Genomic DNA, 21,324 nt, shown 5'->3' with positions numbered 1-21,324 from the left:
GAAGCGAGCTTGCTCGCGAAGGGGCCATCAAAAGCACCACCCATCTCCCGCGCTGGCCATTTTGAAACATCTGTCGACTAGCCTGGTCTGTCTCAGCTGCTAGGCTGATTCCCAGGCCTTCCTTCGACAGACTTTTGCCCATGCTCGCGCGCCTGCTGTTTTTCTGCGGTCTCTGCCTGGCCTCCCAGCTGGCGATGGCCATGACCATCTACAAATCCACCGACGCCAACGGCGTGGTCTCGTACAGCGACCGCCCGAGCAAAGGCGCGAAAGTGTTCGTGTTTCAGGACCGCATGGTCGAGCGCCTCGACCGCCAGGTGTACCTGGACATCAAGAAGCAGAAGGGCGTCGACGTGGTGTTTGCGCGCAACGATCTGTACGCGCCGGTTGAGGTTGCCCTGGCCTTCATCGGCACGAGCAATGTGCGTGGCGCGCCGTCGCGAGCGATCCGTCGTGTGCTGCCACCGCGCAGCAACACGCGGCTGGCGCTGCTGACGGCGATCAGTCGTGACCAGCCGCTGGTGTATTCGCCGCAGTTCCAGTATTCACTGGGCGACCCCGCAGGCACCGCACAGAGCTATCGCTATCCGCTGCCCTGGCGTGGCGGGCCGTTTCGCCTGAGCCAGGGCGCCAACGGCCAGTACAGCCACTACGGGCCGAAAAACCGCTACGCCATGGACATCGCCATGCCGGTGGGCACGCCGATCATCGCCGCGCGAGCGGGAGTGGTAGTCAAGACCGAGAACTCCCAGAGCGGGCGCGGCACCGATGCCTCCGGCAATTTCGTGCGGGTGCTGCACGACGACGGCACCATGGGCGTATACCTGCATCTGAAACAGGGTTCGGTGAGCGTGCGCGAAGGCCAGCGGGTCAAGGTCGCCAGCCCGCTGGCGCTGTCGGGCAACACCGGCAACAGCAGCGGCCCGCACCTGCACTTCGTGGTGCAGCGCAATACCGGCGAAGGGCTGGTGTCGATTCCCTATCAGTTCAACCAGCCGCTGGGGGCGTTGCCCAACTTTGCGCTGGGCAAGCAGTAGGCGCGATAGGGTGTTGAGGGTTTTTGTGGCGAGGGGATTTATCCCCGTTGGGCCGCGAAGCGGCCCCAAATATTGCAACTCTGTACTAACTGACTGCATTCAATGGTTTTGGGACGGCTGCGCCGTCCAACGGGGATAAATCCCCGCGCCACAAGAGCCCCCCAAACTCCCATCAATCGAGCATCAACACCTTGGCCAAAACAATCTTCGGCCCTTTCATCTTCTTGATGATGATCCGCAGGCCTTCGACTTCCAGCACTTCTTCCTCTTCCGGCACCCGTTTCAGGGTTTCGTAAACCAGCCCGGCAAGGGTTTCCGCTTCGATGTGATCGAGATCGATGCCGAGCAGGCGCTCGACCTTGAACAACGGCGTATCGCCACGCACCAGCAACTTGCCCGGCTGATAGGCGAGGATGCCGCGCTCTGCCTTGCGGTGTTCGTCCTGGATATCGCCGACCAGCACTTCCAGCACGTCTTCCATGGTCAGGTAGCCGATGATGTTGCCGTCAGCCTCCTCGACCACGGCGAAGTGCGAGCCACCCTTGCGGAACTGCTCCAGCAGCTGCGACAGCGGCATGTGCCGCGATACGCGCTCCAGCGGGCGGGTCAGCTCGGCCAGGTTGAACGACTCGGGAATGTGGTCCAGCGCCGCCAGTTCCAGCAGCAGATCCTTGATGTGCAGCAGGCCGACGAACTCCTGGCGCTCGCTGTCGTACACCGGATAACGGCTGAACTTGTGGCGACGGAACATCGCCAGGATTTCCTTCAGCGGCGCGTTGAATTCCAGGGTGATCAGGTCTTCGCGGGAGTTGGCCCAGTCCACCACTTCCAGCTCGCCCATTTCCACTGCCGAGGCCAATACGCGCATGCCCTGATCGCTGGGATCCTGGCCACGGCTGGAGTGCAGAATCAATTTCAGTTCTTCGCGGCTGTAATGGTGTTCATGGTGCGGGCCGGGTTCACCTTGCCCGGCGATACGCAGAATCGCGTTGGCGCTGGCGTTGAGCAGGTAGATCGCCGGGTACATCGCCCAGTAGAACAGGTACAGCGGCACCGCCGTCCACAGCGACAACAGCTCGGGTTTGCGGATCGCCCACGACTTGGGCGCCAGCTCGCCGACCACGATGTGCAGGTACGAAATGATGAAGAACGCGGTGAAGAACGACACGCCTTTGATGATCTCGGGCGAGTCGACGCCGACTGCGCTCAGCAGCGGCTCGAGAATATGCGCGAACGCCGGCTCACCGACCCAGCCCAGACCGAGGGAGGCGAGGGTGATGCCGAGCTGGCACGCCGACAGGTAGGCATCGAGCTGACTGTGCACGGTGCGCAGGATGTGCCCGCGCCAGCCGTGTTGTTCAGCGATAGCCTCGACCCGGGTCGAGCGCAATTTGACCATGGCGAATTCCGCTGCAACGAAAAAGCCGTTGAGCAAAACCAGGATCAGAGCAAAAAGAATCATGCCGAAGTCGGCAAAAATGGTAGCGAGGGACAAGCCAGGGGAAGGGTCCATGATGGAGTTTTGCGGGTTCCGTGTGATTCGAAAGTAGGGAGAAACAGCGCCTGAAAAGCAGGCACAAGTCAGCCAATGTAGCGGCTGACCGTGCGATTGCCTAGTGGCGTGTGCCGGGCGGCATCACTCGGTGGCGCTGATCGCCCGTGCGCTGGCCACCTGGGCCGGGGCGAAATGGCAGGTGAACGTGCTGCCGTGGCCGGGCACGCTGCTGATCTCCATGCGCGCGCGGTGGCGCAGCAGCACGTGCTTGACGATGGCCAGGCCGAGGCCGGTGCCGCCAGTGTTGGAGTTACGGCTGGAGTCGACGCGGTAGAAACGTTCAGTCAGGCGCGGCAAGTGTTTGCTGTCGATGCCGATGCCGGAATCCTGCACGCTCAGGTGCGCGCCCTGATCGTCGCCCCACCAGCGAATGCGGATGTTGCCCTCGGCCGGGGTGTACTTGACCGCGTTGAACACCAGATTGGAAAACGCACTGCGCAGCTCGGCCTCGCTGCCCTTGAGCAGCACTCCGGCATTGGCCTCGAGGCTGATGCGCTGGTTCTTCGCCCCGGACAACTGCTGCGCATCGCTGGTGATCGATTGCAGCAGTGTGTCGATCTGTACTGGCTGGTTGTCCGACGGATAGTCGGTGGCTTCCAGCTTGGCCAGCAGCAACAGGTCGTTGAGCAGTGTCTGCATGCGCCCGCCCTGTTGCTGCATCTGCTGCAGGGCACGGCTCCAGCGCGGGTTCACTTCCTCGACATTGTCCAGCAGGGTTTCCAGATAGCCGCAGATCACCGTCAGCGGTGTACGCAGTTCGTGGGAGACGTTGGCGATGAAATCCTTGCGCATCTGTTCCAGCTGATGAATGCGCGTCACGTCGCGGACCAGCATCAGGTGTTCATTGTTGCCGTAGCGGGTCAGGTACAGCTGAATGCGCACGCGATCATTGGTCGGCGAAGGGATTTCCAATGGCTCGGCGAAGCTGTCCTGCTCGAAGTATTCCTTGAAGCGCGGATGGCGCACCAGGTTGGTCACCGGTTGGCCGCTGTCCTGCGGAGTCTTCAGGCCGAGCAGGGTTTCGGCGGCGCGGTTCCACCATTCGAGGTTGCCGTCGCTGTCGAGCATGATGACCGCGTCTTTCAGCGCGGCGGTGGACTCCTGCACCCGGTCGATCACCGCTTGCAGACGTCCGCGCACCCGTTGGTCGCGGCGTTGCAGGTGATAGATGCTGTCGAACACCTCGCCCCACAGACCATAGCCATCGGGCGGTGCTTCGTCGGGTTGATGCTGGCGCAGCCATTCGTGCAGACGCAGCAATTGCTTGAGCGTCCAGGCCAGATAAAGTCCCAGACCCGCCGCGAGGCTCCAGCCGTAATAGCCGGTGATCAGGCCGATCACCAGGCAGGCGGTGACCAGCAACAGCATGTGGCGAATCAGGGTGCCATGCCAGTTTTGATTCACAGAGGCGTCCTTAGCCGCAGCTTCAAGTTTCAAGCTACAAGCTGCAAGTCAGAGCGGCTCGCTGTTTCTTGCCGCTTGTAGCTGAAAGCTTGCAGCTGCTTTCATGCTTTTGTGGAGAACCGGTAGCCGGTGCCGCGCACGGTTTGTACCAGATTTTCGTAAGCGTCGCCGAGGGCCTTGCGCAGGCGCCGGATGTGCACGTCGACGGTGCGCTCTTCGACATACACGTTGCCGCCCCAGACCTGATCGAGCAACTGGCCACGGGTGTACGCGCGTTCCTGATGGGTCATGAAGAATTGCAGCAGGCGGTATTCGGTCGGGCCCATCTCGGCGGGTTTGCCGTCGATGGTCACGCGGTGGCTGATCGGGTCGAGCAGCAGGCCGCCGACTTCGATCGGCGCTTCGCCATCGGTCGGTCCGGCGCGGCGCAGTACAGCCTTGAGGCGGGCGACCAGTTCACGCGGCGAAAACGGTTTGGTGATGTAGTCGTCGGCGCCGACTTCCAGGCCCTGGATCTTGTTGTCCTCTTCGCCCTTGGCAGTGAGCATGATGATCGGGATGTCCCCGGTCAGCTCGTCACGCTTGAGGCGCCGGGCCAGTTCGATGCCTGAGGTGCCGGGCAGCATCCAGTCGAGCAGGATCAGGTCCGGTTTGCGGTCGACGATGATGGCATGCGCCTGCTGCGAGTTCTCTGCCTCGAGGCAGTCATAGCCGGCCATTTCCAACGCCACGGCGATCATTTCGCGAATGGGCGCTTCGTCGTCGACGATCAGAATGCTCCTGCCAACCATGCCTTAATCCTCTTGTCATTTAACTGTCTTGCGCCGCATTAGATAACGGAATTATTGCAGTCGTGTGACAGTATTTCAGGCCGGCAACATTTGCACCCATCCTCGACTAAGCTCTAAGTCCGAATCCTGACAACCACAAAAGAAGGTTTCCATGACTCAGATGACTGCTTCGTTCAAAGCCCTGCTGCTGGCCGCCGCCCTGACATTGCCGGGGCTGGCCATGGCGGCCGATCCGGCGATGGAAAAGGACGGCATGTACACCGACCACAAGGGCATGACCCTGTACACCTTTGCCAAGGATTCCGCTGGCAAGTCCGCGTGCAATGACAAGTGCGCGGCAAACTGGCCGCCGCTAATGGCGACAGCGAATGACAAGTCGATGGGGGACTGGACTGTAATCACTCGTGATGATGGCAGCAAGCAATGGGCCTACCAAGGCATGCCGCTGTACACCTTTGTGATGGACAAAAAGGCCGGCGACATGACCGGCGACGGCAAAATGGACGGCGCATGGAAAGTCGCCAAGGCCAAATAACCGAGACGCACAAAACTGTGGGAGCGAGCCTGCTCGCGAAAAGCGGTGTGTCAGTTATCGCAGAGGTGACGGACATGACGCCTTCGCGAGCAGGCTCGCTCCCACAGGTGTCATGCATCAGCGCAGTGCGTAATCCAGCACGATCCCGACAAAGATCGCCAAGCCTGCCCAGTGGTTATGCAAGAACGCCTGGAAGCAGCGCATGCGGTCTTTGCTGCGCGTGTACCAGAACTCCCACGCATAACACCCGGCAGCCACCAGCAAACCGAGGTGGAACCAGATCCCCAGCTCGAACTTCGACCCGGCCAGGATCAGACAGCCCAATGACAGCGCCTGCAAGCTGAGGATGATCACCCGATCCGCCTCGCCAAACAGGATCGCCGTGGATTTCACGCCGATCTTCAGGTCGTCATCGCGATCGGTCATTGCGTAATAAGTGTCATAACCCACCGTCCACAGCAGATTGGCGATCCACAGCAACCACGCCGCTGCTGGCAACTCGCCGGTCTCAGCGGTAAAGGCCATTGGCATTCCCCAGGAAAACGCCGCCCCCAGCACCACTTGCGGGTAGTAGGTGTAGCGCTTCATGAACGGATACGTGAATGCCAGAGCCAGACCGCCCAGCGACAGCCAGATCGTCGGCGCATTGGTGCACAGCACCAGCAGAAAGCTGATGCCCATCAGCACGGCAAAGAACACCAGCGCTTCCTTCGAGCTGATCCGGCCAGCGGCGAGCGGCCGTTGCGCGGTGCGTTTGACGTGGCCGTCGACCTTGCGGTCGGCCCAGTCGTTGATCACGCAGCCGCCGGCACGGGTCAGCACCACGCCGAGGACGAAGATGACGATGTTGGCCAGCGACGGCGAACCCTTGCCGGCAATCCACAACGCCCACAGCGTCGGCCACAGCAGCAGGTAAATGCCGATCGGCTTGTCCATGCGCGTCAACTGAACGAAATCCCAGGCGCGCGGGTTCAGACGGTTGAGGGACTTGAGCAGGCTCTGATACATCAGCAATTCTCCGGATGGGCGCGGGCGGCGTCCCACAGGCTCGGCAGGAAGATTTCCGCGACCAGCACGCTCAGCGCACCACGGTCGAAACGCGAACGCCGGCCCCACAGCTCAGGGGCTTGCACCGCTGGCGGCAACCATTGTTCAGGGTAGTGGCAGACTTCAATCGCGCGGCGCTGAAATGCCCGATCGCAAAACAGCAATTCGCCCAGCGAGCGGCTGCCCAGTTCATCCATGTGCAAACCATCGCCTTGCAGAGCCGCCCGCGAGGCGACGCTGCGGGCAAACACCCAGGCTTCGCCATGACCACGCAAATACACCTCACGCACCCAGCCTTCGCTGCCCTCGGCCAGATCCAGCGCCGCGCATTCATCAGCGCGCAGGGTGTCCCAGCCTTCGAACAACGGCGACACGCTGAAGCCATCCTCGGACAAACGGGTCAAACGGCGGGTCAGCGAACCTTCGTCGAACAACCAGTCTAGGGTCAACGGATCGGGGCGGGGCGTCAGGCGGTCTTGGGTCAGCCAGAGCGGGGCGGGGCAGGCATTTGAATGTTGCACAATGAGTCATTATTGGCCGCAAATGAGGCGGCGAGCTTACCATGGCGGGCGACAGGATTGAGCGGCGCCGGCCGCCGTTGCGCCGAACAGGCTTGCATCTGCGCGGCACCCTCAGTACAAAACGCCCTGAGCCGGATGGCAACGCAGCACCCATCGACCGTCCGCGCCGGCACTAGGCCTGAACCCTGAGGAAGTACCTGAATGAAGAAGTGGCAATGTATCGTCTGTGGCCTGATCTATAACGAAGCCGATGGTTGGCCGGATGACGGCATCGCGGCGGGCACCCGCTGGGAAGACGTACCGGCAGACTGGCTGTGCCCCGACTGCGGCGTCGGCAAAATGGACTTCGAAATGATTGAAATCAACTAAGCAAATCAGAGGAGTAAGGCATGAGCGCACCAGTCGTCATCATCGGCACCGGGCTTGCGGGCTATAACCTGGCCCGCGAGTTTCGCAAGCTCGACAGCGAAACTCCGCTGCTGTTGATTACCGCCGATGACGGCCGCTCTTACTCCAAGCCGATGCTCTCCACCGGTTTCGGCAAGAACAAGGACGCCGACGGCCTGAGCATGGCCGAACCCGGCGCCATGGCCGAGCAGTTGAAAGCCGAGGTGCGCACCCACACGCGCATCAGCGGTATCGACGCCGGCCACAAACGCTTGTGGATCGGTGAAGAAGCCGTGCCCTATCGCGACCTGATTCTGGCCTGGGGCGCGGAAACCGTGCGCGTGCCGATCGAAGGCGACGGCGCGGAACTGGTGTTCCCGATCAACGATCTCGAAGACTACGCGCGCTTCCGTGCCGCAGCGGCGGGCAAGCGTCGGGTGTTGTTGCTCGGCGCCGGGTTGATCGGCTGTGAGTTTGCCAATGACCTGATCCTCGGCGGCTACGAAGTGCAACTGGTCGCGCCGTGCGAACAGGTCATGCCGATGCTCTTGCATCCCGCCGCTGCAGCGGCCGTGCAGGCCGGGCTGGAAAGTATCGGGGCGAAGTTTCACCTCGGCCCGGTGCTGACCCGGCTGGAGAAAGTCGCCGATGGCCTCGAAGCGCACCTGTCCGACGGCCAGATCATCCCGTGCGACGTGGTGGTGTCGGCGATCGGCCTGCGCCCGCGCATCGATCTGGCAGCGGCTGCCGGCGTGCAGATCAATCGCGGCGTGATGGTCGATCGTTACCTGAAGACCTCCCACGCCAACATCTACGCCTTGGGCGACTGCGCCGAAGTCGACGGGCTCAATCTGCTCTACGTGATGCCGCTGATGAGTTGTGCACGGGCGCTGGCGCAAACGCTGGCGGGAAACCCGACGGCCGTCAGCTACGGTCCGATGCCGATCACCGTGAAAACCCCGGTGTGCCCGCTGGTGGTTTCGCCGCCGCCACGGGGCAGCGAAGGCATTTGGAGCGTCGAAGGGCAGGGCGCCGACATCAAAGCGCTGTGCCACAGTGCCGACGGTCAGTTGCTCGGTTACGCCCTGACCGGCGGGGCGGTCATGGAAAAACTGGCCCTGAACAAACAGCTGCCGCCGCTGCTGGCGTAAATGCCGGTCGTTCTGTCGCAAACACCGCTCTTTTGCCCCGACAAAGGTCTTGGGGAGACTGGCGCCGCCGTTGGCGGCGTGCCATTCTCACTCCCGTCTGCCGCAGAGTAGAGCCTGCGGCGCCTTGGGCGCTGTTCCAACGAGAACAGCACGGACATAACAACAAAAAACCGTCAAAGGGGCTTCACTAATGCGTAAACCAGAACTCGCCGCTGCAATCGCCGAAAAGGCCGACCTGACCAAAGAACAGGCCAACCGCGTCCTCAATGCCGTCCTCGAAGAAATCACCGGCGCCCTGCACCGCAAGGACAGCGTGACGCTGGTCGGTTTCGGCACCTTCCTGCAGCGCCACCGCGGCGCCCGCACCGGCAAAAACCCGCAGACCGGCGAGCCGGTCAAGATCAAGGCCAGCAACACCGTTGCGTTCAAGCCAGGCAAATCGTTGAAAGACAGCGTCAATCCTTGATGGCGGCGTGCTCCCCTGAATGACGGGGAGAACCGCAAATGAGAAATGGGCACACCGATTGCGGTCGGGTGCCCATTTTTTGTGGCTGTCTGTTGGCTTACTGGCGTCGGAAGCAGGCCTTGCCGTTGCCGAAATCCACGGCCAGGCAGTTTGGCTCGATCGCCAGTTGCAGGTCCTGGAACAGCCCGCCCAGATCGCTGTTGGAGGCAGGCTTGGTTTTGCTTTCCAGCACTACTGTCTGGTTCTCGACTTTCCAGGTGCCTTTGGCAAAGCCATCGGCGCTGCCATACGCCACACCGGCATCAAAGGTGCGGTCCTTTCGCAACAGCAACTCGGCGCCCATTTCCATTGCGCCCGTCAGGTAGTAATGGCCGTCCAATGGTGGGGTTTCCGCTGACGCGTGGGTGATGGGCAGCCACATGAGCGCGGCGAAAAACAGTGGTTTCAGTTCCATGAAGTAAAGCTCCAGACCTGCGTTTCAAGGGGATTTGCTTGGGCTCGGATCTTTAACCAAGCCTGCAGGATATGAATTATGTAAGAAGTATCCCTGAGTTTTGTCAGAGTATTTTCTGGCATGAGGTGAAGGCATTGCCGGGGAAAAATACATCAATAACTATCGAGTTCGCTGTGGAGCGGCGTATATGTTGAACATACAAGTTTCAATTATGTGAAATGCCATCATTTTGCTAGCACTTTTTTCGTTGCTCGTTGTCGTCTGCGAAAGGTTAAAAGATGCCGGTCTTTATTCAGAAGTGTCCTACTTCTATTTTTTTCCGGATTTGTCATGCTGCACGCCGCTCAAGGACATGAGCGTCCGGTAAACTCGCCCGTCTGCAACGGGAGGCTCTGGATCAATGGTTTCGCAGGACCATGGTGAATGCGCTGTATATCAATCGGCCTCAGGGAAACCCCTGCGACATATAGGGCGATCTCCTACAGACCGCAATGAACAGTTCGTCTTGTTGTTTAATCAGATGCTTGCTAGTGGCCATCATAGTGATTACGATGCGCCCACTTGAAAGAGCACATCTCAATTGGATGAGTCGCTGAACTGCTCTTCGATACTGTCCCGCGTTGCTGAAACTCCATTCGCGCGCATGACTGTAATCCTTAATAAAGGCCATGGATGTCCTACTCAAGCAAACTTTCCGCCCATTACCTCGAACTCGCAAAAGTCTCTGTTTCCAAAGAGAATTTCGCGGGCGAAGACGTTCGTTTTTCGAGCGAATTCGAGGCGCTGGAAAGTGAGCTGGCCAAGGCTTCGTCGATGCACGAAAGCGGGCAGATCGACTGGCTGAAAATCCGCGAAAACAGCGAAAATCTGCTGCGTACCCAATCCAAGGATCTGCGTGTCGGCGCCTGGCTGACCTGGTCGCTGTACCAGCGCGAATCCTTCCCCGGGCTGCTCGCCGGCCTCGGTCTGCTGCACCATCTGTCGGAAAACAACTGGGCCGACGTCCACCCGCTCAAACCCCGCACCCGTGCCGCCGCGATCGGCTGGCTGGTGCCGCGTCTCGAGCAGGTCATCACCGAAAACATTGCGATCAAAGAGCAGTTGCCGATGTTCCGGCAGCTATCCGAGCACCTGGCCGGCCTTGAGGCCGCGTGCACTGAGCATCTGGGCGATGACGCGCCGCTGCTGCTGCCGATCTCCCGCCGCCTGAAAACCATGATTCAGCGCGCCGCCGACAACCAGCCGGCACCCGGTGTGGTGGGCGCGGCGGTGGCGCAGGTCAAGCAGGCCGCGACCCAGCTGCTCACCCCCGGCGCGCCGATCGACAACGAGCGGGATGCGCACAAAGCCCTGCGCGCCCAGCAGGAAAGCGCGCGCCCGCTGTGTGCCTGGTGGCTCAAGCAGAAGGCTACCGATCTGCGCGCCCTGCGCCTCAATCGCACGCTGTTGTGGATGACCATCGACGCGGTGCCCGAGCGCAACGCCGAGCAGATCACCGTGCTGCGCGGTCTGCCGCTGGAAAAGCTCAAGCTCTATCAGGACCGTTTCGATCAGGGCAAATACGCCGACCTGCTGGTGGAACTGGAGGCGAGCCTGGCGAAGGCGCCGTTCTGGTTCGATGGCCAGAGGATGGTCTGGGAATGTCTCCAGAACCTCAACGCCGAATTGGCAATGCGCGAAGTGGAAATCCACTTCGCGCTTTTGATTCAGCGCCTGCCGGGCATCATCGAGTTGCGCTTCCATGACGGCGCGCCGTTTGCCGATCCGTCCACTCGGGCGTGGATCGCCGCCAATGTCATGCCGCACCTGCAAAGCGCCAGCGCGCCGCGCAAGGTCGAAAGCGAGAACGTCGAAACCCAGCCGGCGTGGGAAAAAGCCCTCGAGGAAGTCCAGCCGATCCTGCGCAAGGAAGGCTTGAAGCCGGCCGTGCAGATTCTCAAGCAGGGCCTGCAATCGGCCCACGGTGGCCGTGAACGCTTCTTCTGGCAGTTCACCCTCGCGCGGCTGTGTTTCCTGGCCAAGAAATACGAACTGGCCAAGAACCAGCTCGAAACCCTCGATCAGACATTACAGGACTCAGGCCTGCACGCCTGGGAGCCCGATCTTGCATTGCAAGTGCTGCACCTGCTGCACAGTTGCTGCGAGTTGTTGCCGCAGAACCACGCCGTACGTGAAAGCAAGGAAGAGATTTATCGCAGGCTGTGCCACCTCGACCTCGAAGTGGTACTCGAATAGGCCCCAGGGCCACAACCGCAAGGAGAAAAGCCATGGCCAAAGAAGGCTCGGTAGCCCCCAAGGAACGCATCAACGTCACCTTCAAACCCGCCACCGGCGGAGCTCAGGAAGAGATTGAACTGCCGCTGAAGCTGCTGGCAATCGGTGACTACACCCACCGCAAGGACGATCGCAAAATCGAAGATCGCAAGCCGATCAGCATCGACAAGATGACCTTCGACGAAGTGTTGGCCAAGCAAGAGCTGGGTCTGACGCTGAGCGTGCCGAACCGTCTGCAGGAAGATGGCGAGGCTGAAGAGCTGGCCGTGCAATTGCGCGTCAATTCGATGAAGGACTTCAACCCGGCCAGCCTGGTCGAGCAAGTGCCTGAGCTGAAAAAACTGATGGAACTGCGCGATGCGCTGGTGGCCCTCAAAGGCCCGCTGGGTAACGCACCTGCGTTCCGTAAAGCGATCGAAGGCGTGCTCGCCGACGACGAATCCCGCGGTCGCGTACTCGGTGAGCTGGGCCTGAACGCCGCAGCCCCGGACGCCTGAGACTCCAGTAGCCAAGGAAGCCAACACAATGAGCACTAGCGCAGCACAAGAGAAGAGCGCCGCCAGCGGCGAATACAGCATTCTCGACAGCATCATCGCCGAAACCCGTCTGACCCCGGACGACGAAGCCTACGACATCGCCAAGCGTGGCGTGTCGGCGTTCATCGAAGAGCTGCTCAAGCCGCAGAACAACGGTGAGCCGGTCAAGAAAGCCATGGTTGACCGCATGATCGCCGAGATCGATGCCAAGCTCAGCCGTCAGATGGACGAGATCCTGCACCACCCGAGTTTCCAGGCGCTGGAATCGTCGTGGCGTGGTCTGCAGTTGCTGGTCGACCGCACCAACTTCCGCGAAAACATCAAGATCGAAATCCTCAACGTCTCCAAAGAAGACCTGCTGGACGATTTCGAAGATTCGCCGGAAGTCATGCAGTCGGGCCTGTACAAGCACATCTACACCGCTGAATACGGCCAGTTCGGTGGTCAGCCGGTGGGCGCGATCATCGCCAACTACTACATGTCGCCAAGCTCGCCAGACGTCAAGCTGATGCAGTACGTGGCCAGCGTTTCGTGCATGTCCCACGCGCCGTTCATCGCTGCTGCCGGCCCGAAATTCTTCGGCCTGGAAAGCTTCACCGGCCTGCCGGATCTGAAAGATCTGAAAGACCACTTCGAAGGCCCGCAATTCGCCAAATGGCAGAGCTTCCGTACCTCGGAAGACTCGCGCTACGTTGGCCTGACCGTGCCGCGTTTCCTGCTGCGTAACCCGTACGATCCGGAAGAAAACCCGGTCAAGTCGTTCGTGTACAAGGAAACCGTTGCCAACAGCCACGAGCACTACCTGTGGGGCAACACCGCTTACGCGTTCGGCACCAAGCTGACCGACAGCTTCGCCAAATTCCGCTGGTGCCCGAACATCATCGGCCCGCAGAGCGGTGGCGCGGTTGAAGACCTGCCGTTGCACCACTTCGAAAGCATGGGCGAAATCGAAACCAAGATCCCTACTGAAGTTCTGGTTTCCGACCGTCGTGAATACGAACTGGCCGAGGAAGGCTTCATCTCCCTGACCATGCGCAAAGGCTCCGACAACGCGGCGTTCTTCTCCGCAAGCTCGGTGCAGAAGCCGAAGTTCTTCGGCATCAGCGCAGAAGGCAAGGCGGCAGAGCTGAACTACAAGCTCGGCACCCAACTGCCGTACATGATGATCGTCAACCGTCTGGCTCACTACTTGAAAGTGCTGCAGCGCGAGCAACTCGGTTCGTGGAAAGAGCGTACCGACCTCGAGCTGGAACTGAACAAGTGGATCCGTCAGTACGTTGCCGACCAGGAAAACCCGAGCGCCGAAGTCCGTGGCCGTCGTCCGCTGCGTGCTGCGCAAGTGATCGTCAGCGACGTTGAAGGCGAGCCGGGCTGGTATCGCGTGAGCTTGAACGTGCGTCCGCACTTCAAGTACATGGGTGCCGATTTCACCCTGTCGCTGGTTGGCAAGCTGGACAAAGAGTAAGAGCGACTCATGGACGGATACGGCAGCCTGTTCGAACGCCTCAACGGCGACGCACAACTACGCAAGGGCAACAGCCTTGAGGCTTGTGCCATGGCGTCAGTGGCTGCCCATCTGGCCAAAATGCTCAGCACCCGGGCCGGCAGCGTGCAAACGCTGGCCGACTACGGGTTGCCCGATCTCAATGACATGCGCCTGAGCCTGCACGACTCCCTGAGTCAGGCCCGCCTGGCCATCGAAAACTTCATCGAAGCCTACGAGCCGCGCCTGAGCAACGTGCGTGTCATTTCCCTGCCGCGTGACCACGATCAACTTCGCCTGGCCTTCAGTATCGAAGGCCTGCTGGAAGTCGAGGGTTTCAAGCGTCAGGTCAGTTTCTCCGCGCGCCTGGATGGCAGCGGTCAAGTCAAGGTCACCTAAGGAGATCCCCGATGTCTGGCAAACCCGCAGCACGCGTATCCGACCCCACCGCTTGCCCGCTCCCCGGCCACGGCACCAACCCGATCGCCGCCGGTTCCGGCGACGTGTTCTTCGACGGCCTCGCGGCCGCCCGCCAAGGCGATGTCTCGGCGTGTGGTGGTGCGATGGTCGGCGATCTTGCGACAACCGTGTTGATCAACGGCAAACCGGCTGCGACCGTAGGTTCGGTTGGATCTCACGGCAATAAGGTCACGGCCGGATCCGGGACGGTGATTATTGGCAATTCGCATACGCCGGCGCCGTTTGTGCCGCCGGAGCCGGTCATCATTCCTGGAATATTCAATCGTGTCTTTGAATTCAAAACCGCAGATGGAAGAACGGTTGAAAATTTAAACTACATCATGCGCTCTGATAGGGGGATTGAGAAAACAGGCTCAACGTCAACAGGCATGTCAGGTGGTTTTTCAACTGGAAAGACGGCAGAGCCTGTAACTATATATATTTCGGCGGACTAGTAGGTATGGAGACCGTAATCAACATCGATGGTGTCGCTTACACGTTTGTGACTCAGGACGAGGTGACTACACTTAAAGTTCTTACCGAAACAACTGAGAGCAAGGATACAAAGCCTAAGAAAGTTGACCTTCCGTTGGCCTGGATTATTACGCGAAAAAGTGGTGTGCCGCTCTTCGCCTTGAAACCGGGTAAGGATGACTCTCCATTCAAAATTATCACTGCGGAGAAACTATACGCAGAAAAGGGTCAGTGGTTCGAACCGTTGGCCAGATATTATAGAGAGCTTGTCTGGATCAACCCGGAAACAACGCAGGCCGGATCAGAATCGCATGCGGCTTATAAACATGTTACTTGGCAGGAGCTGATCGACTTCGCAATCGTCGACCGGTTTTCATTCACTTTTCACTCTGGAATGCCGGGTGACTGGAAATTCCGTGCCGTGGGCGGTGCTGAGTTCTTGATGGTGTTCATGGAGGATAAACCGTATTGGACTGATGGCATTGGCCAGGTGCCGTTTGCGGTTAACACCTATAGAAAATATCTGCGAGAAACAAAGCAGGTAGAACTCGCAATAAAGCTGGCTGGTGAAACGGGTGTGACCTGGGGCGACGGCAAAGCCTATACCGGAGCAGAGCGAGGACCGAAAGACGTTTACGATAACTTCATCATATTGCGAGGGATATTGTGGGCAAAAGAAAACTGCAAGTTGGTTGTGAAAAAAGACACGGTATACGATAAAGGTATCCCGCACACAATTGAACTTACTGACGCACCTTATGTGCCTGTATCGAATGCGAAGTTAATAAATCCAATTTCGCAAGGCGATATGGATCAGTACGGGGCGTGGAATAAATGAAAGCTCGTCGCTTAGTTGCCTGTATTCCACACCTGATAGTATGTGCCCTGTATATTCCTTTGCATAACTACGGTGTCGACGTATATATCGATATGTATGGCGGGTTGACATCGAGAGGTATCGGCATCGGTATGACGCCGGATCTAATGGTTCAGTATTTTGTGGTGATGAACGCTATAGCGTTTTTTGTCCCCAAGCTGAAATTAAAGGTCCTGTCTGTCTCATTAATGCTGGGACTTATTTTGTACTATTTTTTGCCTCACTACCCCGTCCGTGCGATGGCTTACACCTCGATGGGTGGTGTCCTGACTTTTGCGGCGATATTTGCTGGCCAATTGATTGATCGCGTTTTTTTTTCAAATCGAGAAGTTAAAGCATGACTGTTGGGCGTTATGGCCGACATTGCCCGCTGGGAGTTTCTTACCCGCATGAACTGTTCTGCTGTTTTTTTAAATGAGTTCCACTACCAGGCAGGTACCCCGTGTCCTTTAACCACTACTACCAAAGCGAACTCACCGCACTGCGCCAGCTCGGTCGCCGTTTCGCCGAGCGTAGTCCGGCGCTGGCGCCGTATCTGGGGCAGGCCGGGCGGGATCCGGATGTAGAGCGGTTGCTCGAAGGCTTTGCATTCCTCACCGGGCGCCTGCGCCAGAAGCTCGATGACGAACTGCCGGAGCTCAGCCATTCGCTGATGCAGTTGCTGTGGCCGAACTACATGCGCCCGCTGCCGGCGTTCAGCATTTTGCAGTTTGATCCGCTCAAGCGTTCCGGGCCGGCGCTGCTGGTCGAGCGCGATACGCCGATCGAGAGCAAGCCGATAGAAGACGTGCGCTGCCGTTTCCGCACCTGTTACCCGACCGAAGTCTTGCCGCTGGATCTGGCCGCACTGAATTACTCGGTGAAGGGCGATGGCTCGCTGCTCAGCCTGCGCCTGGAAATGAGCGCTGACGGCCACCTCGGCGAATTGGAGCTGAGCAAGTTGCGCCTGCACTTTGCCGGTGAGCGCTACATCAGCCAGATGCTCTACCTGAGCCTGCTGCGCAACCTCGACGGCATCGAACTGATCCCGCTCGACGGCGCCGGCAAGCCGATTGATGGCGTCAGCGGCAAGCCGATGGCGTTCAAGATTCCCGGTGACCGGGTCAAACCGGTGGGCTTTGCCGAAGAAGAAGCGTTGATCCCGTATCCGCTGAACACCTTCCGTGGCTATCGCTACTTGCAGGAATATTTCGCCTTCCAGGACAAGTTCCTGTTCGTCGACGTCAACGGTCTGGACATTCTCAAGGCGCTGCCGGAAGACACCCTCAAGCAGATGCGCGGCCTCGAATTGCGTTTCGACATCCGCAAGAGCGGCATCATGCGCATGCGCCCGACGCTCGATAACGTGAAGCTGTTCTGCACGCCGATCGTCAATCTGTTCGAGCACGACGCGCTGCCGATCCGTCTCGACGGCAAGCAGGACGAATACCTGCTGCTACCGGCGGAATACGACCTGGAAAACTGCGGTGTGTTCTCGGTGGAAACCGTCACTGGCTGGAAGCCCGGCGGTCTCGGTTATCAGGAGTACGTGCCGTTCGAATCCTTCGAGCACGACCCGAGTTTCGACGTGCCCAACAGCCGTCCGCATTACAGCATTCGCCAGCGTTCGTCCTTGTTGCATGACGGCCTCGACACTTACCTGAGCTTCGGCATCCGCCACACCGAAGCCCACGAAACCCTGTCGATCGAGCTGATGTGCACCAACCAGAACCTGCCGAAAAAGCTCAAGCTCGGCGACATCTGCATGGCCAGCGAGCAGACCCCGGAATTCCTCAGTTTCCGCAACATCACCCCGGCCACTCCGAGTTTCGCGCCGCCGCTGAACCGTGACTTCCTGTGGAAGCTGATCAGCAACATGTCGCTTAACTATCTGTCGCTGGCGGACGTCAATGCGTTGAAGGTGATTCTGGAAACCTACGACCTGCCGCGCTACTACGACCAGCACGCGGAGAAGGTCAGCAAGCGCCTGCTCGGCGGCCTCAAGCACATCAAGCATCATCACGTCGACCGCCTGCATCGCGGCCTGCCGGTGCGCGGTTTGCGCACCGAACTGACCATCGACCCGGAAGGCTATATCGGCGAAGGCGACCTGTTCGTCTTCGCTTCGGTTCTCAACGAGTTTTTCGCGCTTTACGCCAGTCTCAATTCATTCCATGAGCTGCGGGTAAAAAGCACACAGGGAGAGGTGTACCAATGGACACCACGTATGGGCCTGCAGCCCCTGCTTTAAGCGGGCTGACCAAGGTAATACGCGAGTACTCGCTGTTTCAGGCCGTGCTGCTGGTGATCGACCGGCTGCGCGAGGCACACCCGCATCTGAGCGAAGACGATCTGTACGACCAGGTCGAGTTCCAGGCCAACCCGAGCCTGGGCTTTCCGCGCAGCGACGTCGATCGCGTCGAGTTTTTCGAAGAGCACGGCAAGATGCGCGCGCGCATGCGCTTCAACCTGATCGGCCTGGTCGGCTCCGGTTCGCCGCTGCCGGCGTTCTATGGCGAACAGGCCCTGGGCGACAGCGAGGACGGCAACCCGACGCGCAATTTCCTCGACCTGTTCCACCATCGCCTGCAACGACTGATGCTGCCGATCTGGCGCAAGTACCGCTACCGCGCGAGCTTCCAGAGCGGCGCGATCGATCCGTTCTCGGCGCAACTGTTCGCGCTGATCGGCCTGGGCGGCGACGAGATCCGCAAGGCCAAGGAACTCAACTGGAAACGCCTGCTGCCGTACCTCGGTCTGCTCAGCTTGCGGGCGCACTCGGCGGCGCTGATCGAAGCCGTGCTGCGTTACTACTTCAAGCACGAAGACCTGATCATCGAGCAGTGCATCGAGCGCCGCGTGGAAATCCTCGACGAGCAGCGCAATCGTTTGGGCCGCGCCAACAGCGTACTCGGCGAAGACCTGGTGCTGGGCGAGCACGTGCGCGATCGCAGCGGCAAATTCCGCATTCACATCACCGAACTCGACTGGCAGCGATTCCATGAATTCCTGCCGATCGGTTTCGGCTACCAGCCGCTCTGCGCGCTGGTGCGGTTCACCTTGCGTGACCCGCTCGATTACGACATTCGCCTGGTCCTGCGCCAGGAAGAAATCCGCGAACTGCGCATCGGTGAGCAGAACGCCTGTCGCCTCGGTTGGACCAGTTGGCTGGGCCGCGAAAAAGCGGACGGCGTGGTGACCCTGGGCAGCAAAATTCATTAAGGACGTGAGCCATGATCAACGTAGACCTGCAACAACTCATCCAGGCGCTGGACGCCGAAACCCGTCGTGATCTGGAACGTTCGGCCGAGCGTTGCGTCGCCCGTGGCGGCAGCAAGATCCTCGTCGAAGACTTGCTGCTGGGCTTGCTCGAGCGCCCGAACGGCTTGCTGTCGCGCGCGCTGCAAGATGCTGACGTCGACGCCGGTGAACTGACCGCTGCATTGCAGTCGCGGGTGGAGCACAGCGCTTCGCGCAACCCGGTGTTCGCCCCGGAACTGGTGCAATGGCTGCAAGACGCGCTGCTGGTGGCCAACCTCGAGCTGGGCCAGACCCAGGTCGAAGACGCCGCGCTGATCCTGGCGTTGCTGCGCAACCCGATGCGTTATGCCGGCAGCCGCTATCAACCGCTGCTCGCCAAACTGAACATTGATCGCCTGAAGGAATTTGCCCTGTCGCAACAGGAGCAACCGGCGGCCAACGGCAAGCCGGCGGCGCAAGGCGAATCGCTGTTGCAGCGCTTCACCCACAACCTGACCCAACAGGCCCGCGACGGCAAACTCGACCCGGTGCTGTGCCGTGACGGCGCGATCCGGCAGATGGTCGACATCCTCGCCCGTCGTCGCAAGAACAACCCGATCGTCGTCGGTGAGGCCGGTGTCGGTAAGACCGCGATCGTCGAAGGTCTGGCCTCGCGCATCGCTGCCGGTGAAGTGCCGCAGGTACTCAAAGGCGTTGAATTACTCTCGCTGGACATGGGCCTGTTGCAGGCCGGCGCCAGCGTCAAAGGCGAATTCGAGCGTCGTTTGAAAGGCGTGATCGACGAGGTCAAAGCCTCGCCGAAACCGATCATCCTGTTCATCGACGAAGCCCACACGCTGATCGGCGCGGGCGGTAATGCCGGCGGCTCCGATGCGGCCAACCTGCTGAAACCGGCGCTGGCCCGTGGCGAACTGCGCACCATCGCCGCGACCACCTGGGCCGAGTACAAGAAATACTTCGAGAAAGACCCGGCGCTGGCCCGTCGTTTCCAGCCTGTGCAATTGCACGAACCGACTGTCAGCGAAGCGGTGACCATTCTGCGTGGTCTGGCTCAGGTCTACGAGAAGAGCCACGGCATCTATCTGCGCGATGACGCGGTGGTCTCCGCTGCTGAATTGTCCGCGCGTTACCTGGCCGGTCGGCAACTGCCAGACAAAGCCGTCGACGTCCTCGACACCGCGTGCGCCCGCGTGCGCATCAGCCTCGCTGCGGCGCCGGAAAGTCTGGAGCGCCTGCGTGGCGAACTGGCTGAAGGCGGTCGTCAGCGTCAGGCCCTGCGCCGCGATGCCGAGGCCGGTCTGCTGATCGACCACGAAGCGCTGGAAGCACTGGAAGCGCGGCTGGACGAAGCCGAAAGCGAAATGGTTGCGCTCGAGACCCTGTGGACTGAGCAGAAAGAGCTCGCCGAGCGTCTGCTGGAACTGCGTCAGCAACTGGCCAAGGCCCGCGAAGCCGCAGCGGTCGAGCCGACCGTCAGCGTGGAAGAAGACGCCGAAGGCACCGTGATTGAAACCGTGGTCGCCGAAGTCGAAGAAGGCCAGAGCGTCGAAGCGCTGGAAGCCCAGCTGCATGAAACCCACGCCGCGTTGACTGCCGCGCAAGTCAAAGAACGCCTGGTCAGCTTCGAAGTGTGCCCGCGTCTGGTCGCCGAAGTGATCAGCGCCTGGACCGGCGTGCCATTGGCGCAACTGGCCCGCGAGCACAACGCCAAGGTCGCCAGTTTCGCCACCGATTTGCGCACCCGCATCCGTGGCCAGGAACAAGCCGTGCACGCGCTGGATCGTTCGATGCGCGCCACCGCTGCCGGTCTGAACAAGCCTGATGCACCGGTCGGTGTGTTCCTGCTGGTCGGGCCGAGCGGCGTCGGCAAGACCGAAACCGCGCTGGCCCTGGCTGACCTGTTGTACGGCGGCGACCGCTTCATCACCACCATCAACATGTCCGAGTTCCAGGAGAAGCACACCGTCTCGCGTCTGATCGGCGCGCCACCGGGCTACGTCGGTTACGGCGAGGGCGGCATGCTCACCGAAGCGGTACGCCAGAAGCCGTACTCGGTGGTGCTGCTCGATGAAGTCGAGAAGGCCGATCCGGACGTGCTCAACCTGTTCTACCAAATCTTCGACAAAGGCGTGGCCAACGATGGCGAAGGTCGCGAGATCGATTTCCGCAACACGTTGATCCTGATGACCTCCAACCTCGGTAGCGACAAGATCAGCGAACTCTGCGAAGACGGCGCGCGGCCGACCGCTGAAGTGCTCGAAGAAACCATTCGCCCGGTGCTCAGCAAACACTTCAAACCGGCGCTGCTGGCGCGGATGAAAGTGGTGCCGTACTACCCGGTGGGCGGGCCGGTGCTGCGCGAGCTGATCGAAATCAAACTCGGCCGTCTCGGCGAGCGCCTGAACCGTCGTCAGCTGGAGTTCAGCTGGTGCCAGAACCTCGTCGATCACCTGTCCGAGCGTTGCACGCAAAGCGAAAGCGGTGCGCGCCTGATCGATCATCTGCTCGATCAACACGTGCTGCCGTTGGTGGCCGATCGTCTGCTCGATGCGATGGCGACCGGCGAAAGCCTCAAGCGTGTGCATGCCACGCTCGACGGCAACTCCAGCGTGACCTGCGAGTTCGTCTGAGGT

Annotated in this window: 21 protein-coding genes; 15 read left to right on the top strand and 6 right to left on the bottom strand. The window is 60.2% G+C overall.

Annotation, left to right across the window (positions count from 1 at the left end):
- The first annotated feature begins 140 nt into the window (after positions 1-140).
- Positions 141-1,037, top strand: a complete 897-nt coding sequence (locus tag OK411_RS00715) for a peptidoglycan DD-metalloendopeptidase family protein (protein ID WP_130901929.1) — start codon at positions 141-143, stop codon at positions 1,035-1,037.
- 172 nt (positions 1,038-1,209) lie between these two features.
- On the opposite strand, the gene OK411_RS00710 is transcribed toward OK411_RS00715, so the two are convergent.
- From OK411_RS00710 to phoB, 3 genes are all read right to left on the bottom strand, one after another.
- Positions 1,210-2,550: a hemolysin family protein gene (locus OK411_RS00710; RefSeq protein WP_016772486.1), complete on the bottom strand. Its 1,341-nt coding sequence runs from the start codon at positions 2,548-2,550 to the stop codon at positions 1,210-1,212.
- A 123-nt stretch (positions 2,551-2,673) separates the two neighbouring features.
- Positions 2,674-3,960: a phosphate regulon sensor histidine kinase PhoR gene (phoR, locus tag OK411_RS00705; RefSeq protein ID WP_221264854.1), complete on the bottom strand. Its 1,287-nt coding sequence runs from the start codon at positions 3,958-3,960 to the stop codon at positions 2,674-2,676.
- 137 nt (positions 3,961-4,097) lie between these two features.
- Complete coding sequence (phoB, locus tag OK411_RS00700) at positions 4,098-4,787, bottom strand: phosphate regulon transcriptional regulator PhoB (protein ID WP_007896474.1); 690 nt, start codon at positions 4,785-4,787, stop codon at positions 4,098-4,100.
- Positions 4,788-4,938: 151 nt separating this feature from the next.
- Between phoB and OK411_RS00695 the strand changes: the two genes are divergently transcribed.
- Positions 4,939-5,322 (top strand): hypothetical protein, encoded by a 384-nt coding sequence (locus tag OK411_RS00695; RefSeq protein ID WP_073470882.1) that lies wholly within the window; start codon positions 4,939-4,941, stop codon positions 5,320-5,322.
- 117 nt (positions 5,323-5,439) lie between these two features.
- Here the strand turns inward: OK411_RS00695 and ubiA are convergent, their stop codons facing one another.
- Together ubiA and OK411_RS00685 are read right to left on the bottom strand one after the other, a co-directional pair.
- The gene (gene ubiA / locus OK411_RS00690; RefSeq protein WP_041476601.1) at positions 5,440-6,330 is read right to left on the bottom strand and encodes a 4-hydroxybenzoate octaprenyltransferase; all 891 of its coding nucleotides are present in this window, start codon (positions 6,328-6,330) and stop codon (positions 5,440-5,442) included.
- Complete coding sequence (locus OK411_RS00685) at positions 6,330-6,890, bottom strand: chorismate--pyruvate lyase family protein (RefSeq protein ID WP_076564594.1); 561 nt, start codon at positions 6,888-6,890, stop codon at positions 6,330-6,332. The genes ubiA and OK411_RS00685 overlap by 1 nt, the downstream gene beginning before the upstream one ends.
- 201 nt (positions 6,891-7,091) lie before the next feature.
- Here OK411_RS00685 and OK411_RS00680 point away from each other — a divergent pair, with 201 nt between their 5' ends.
- The 3 genes from OK411_RS00680 (at position 7,092) to OK411_RS00670 (ending at position 8,894) form a co-directional block, all read left to right on the top strand.
- Entirely contained in the window at positions 7,092-7,259 is a 168-nt protein-coding gene (locus tag OK411_RS00680) for a rubredoxin (RefSeq protein ID WP_016772491.1), read from the top strand.
- 20 nt (positions 7,260-7,279) lie between these two features.
- On the top strand, positions 7,280-8,428 hold the full coding sequence (locus OK411_RS00675; RefSeq protein WP_217879048.1) for an NAD(P)/FAD-dependent oxidoreductase: 1,149 nt from the start codon (positions 7,280-7,282) through the stop codon (positions 8,426-8,428).
- Between the two features lie 190 nt (positions 8,429-8,618).
- Positions 8,619-8,894: an HU family DNA-binding protein gene (locus OK411_RS00670; protein ID WP_003213368.1), complete on the top strand. Its 276-nt coding sequence runs from the start codon at positions 8,619-8,621 to the stop codon at positions 8,892-8,894.
- A gap of 97 nt (positions 8,895-8,991) precedes the next feature.
- On the opposite strand, the gene OK411_RS00665 is transcribed toward OK411_RS00670, so the two are convergent.
- Positions 8,992-9,348, bottom strand: a complete 357-nt coding sequence (locus OK411_RS00665; RefSeq protein WP_217879047.1) for a hypothetical protein — start codon at positions 9,346-9,348, stop codon at positions 8,992-8,994.
- A gap of 672 nt (positions 9,349-10,020) precedes the next feature.
- Here OK411_RS00665 and tssA point away from each other — a divergent pair.
- The 10 genes from tssA to tssH all read left to right on the top strand — a co-directional run bounded on the left by tssA (position 10,021) and on the right by tssH (position 21,321).
- The gene (gene tssA, locus OK411_RS00660; RefSeq protein WP_024014827.1) at positions 10,021-11,583 is read left to right on the top strand and encodes a type VI secretion system protein TssA; all 1,563 of its coding nucleotides are present in this window, start codon (positions 10,021-10,023) and stop codon (positions 11,581-11,583) included.
- 32 nt (positions 11,584-11,615) lie between these two features.
- A complete protein-coding gene (gene tssB, locus OK411_RS00655) occupies positions 11,616-12,119 on the top strand; it encodes a type VI secretion system contractile sheath small subunit (protein WP_016772498.1) in 504 nt (167 codons plus the stop codon).
- Between the two features lie 28 nt (positions 12,120-12,147).
- Entirely contained in the window at positions 12,148-13,623 is a 1,476-nt protein-coding gene (gene tssC / locus OK411_RS00650; protein ID WP_264364267.1) for a type VI secretion system contractile sheath large subunit, read from the top strand.
- Between the two features lie 9 nt (positions 13,624-13,632).
- Positions 13,633-14,040, top strand: coding sequence for a type VI secretion system baseplate subunit TssE (gene tssE, locus OK411_RS00645; RefSeq protein ID WP_007920274.1), 408 nt, complete (start codon positions 13,633-13,635; stop codon positions 14,038-14,040).
- 11 nt (positions 14,041-14,051) lie between these two features.
- A complete protein-coding gene (locus OK411_RS00640; protein ID WP_217879046.1) occupies positions 14,052-14,555 on the top strand; it encodes a PAAR domain-containing protein in 504 nt (167 codons plus the stop codon).
- A 5-nt stretch (positions 14,556-14,560) separates the two neighbouring features.
- Positions 14,561-15,412, top strand: coding sequence for a hypothetical protein (locus OK411_RS00635; RefSeq protein WP_264364266.1), 852 nt, complete (start codon positions 14,561-14,563; stop codon positions 15,410-15,412).
- The gene (locus OK411_RS00630) at positions 15,409-15,792 is read left to right on the top strand and encodes a hypothetical protein (RefSeq protein ID WP_110599800.1); all 384 of its coding nucleotides are present in this window, start codon (positions 15,409-15,411) and stop codon (positions 15,790-15,792) included. Before OK411_RS00635 ends, OK411_RS00630 begins: the two co-directional genes overlap by 4 nt.
- 101 nt (positions 15,793-15,893) lie before the next feature.
- Positions 15,894-17,681, top strand: coding sequence for a type VI secretion system baseplate subunit TssF (gene tssF / locus OK411_RS00625; RefSeq protein ID WP_024014825.1), 1,788 nt, complete (start codon positions 15,894-15,896; stop codon positions 17,679-17,681).
- On the top strand, positions 17,645-18,652 hold the full coding sequence (tssG, locus tag OK411_RS00620) for a type VI secretion system baseplate subunit TssG (RefSeq protein ID WP_264364265.1): 1,008 nt from the start codon (positions 17,645-17,647) through the stop codon (positions 18,650-18,652). Before tssF ends, tssG begins: the two co-directional genes overlap by 37 nt.
- 11 nt (positions 18,653-18,663) lie before the next feature.
- On the top strand, positions 18,664-21,321 hold the full coding sequence (tssH, locus tag OK411_RS00615) for a type VI secretion system ATPase TssH (RefSeq protein WP_024014823.1): 2,658 nt from the start codon (positions 18,664-18,666) through the stop codon (positions 21,319-21,321).
- The last annotated feature ends 3 nt before the right edge of the window (positions 21,322-21,324 follow it).

Origin of the sequence: Pseudomonas sp. RG1, assembly GCF_025910115.1 — a bacterium.
Taxonomy (GTDB): domain Bacteria; phylum Pseudomonadota; class Gammaproteobacteria; order Pseudomonadales; family Pseudomonadaceae; genus Aquipseudomonas; species Aquipseudomonas atacamensis.
The sequence above is the reverse complement of the archived record's forward strand: the minus strand, read 5'-3'. Positions and strand labels throughout refer to the sequence as shown.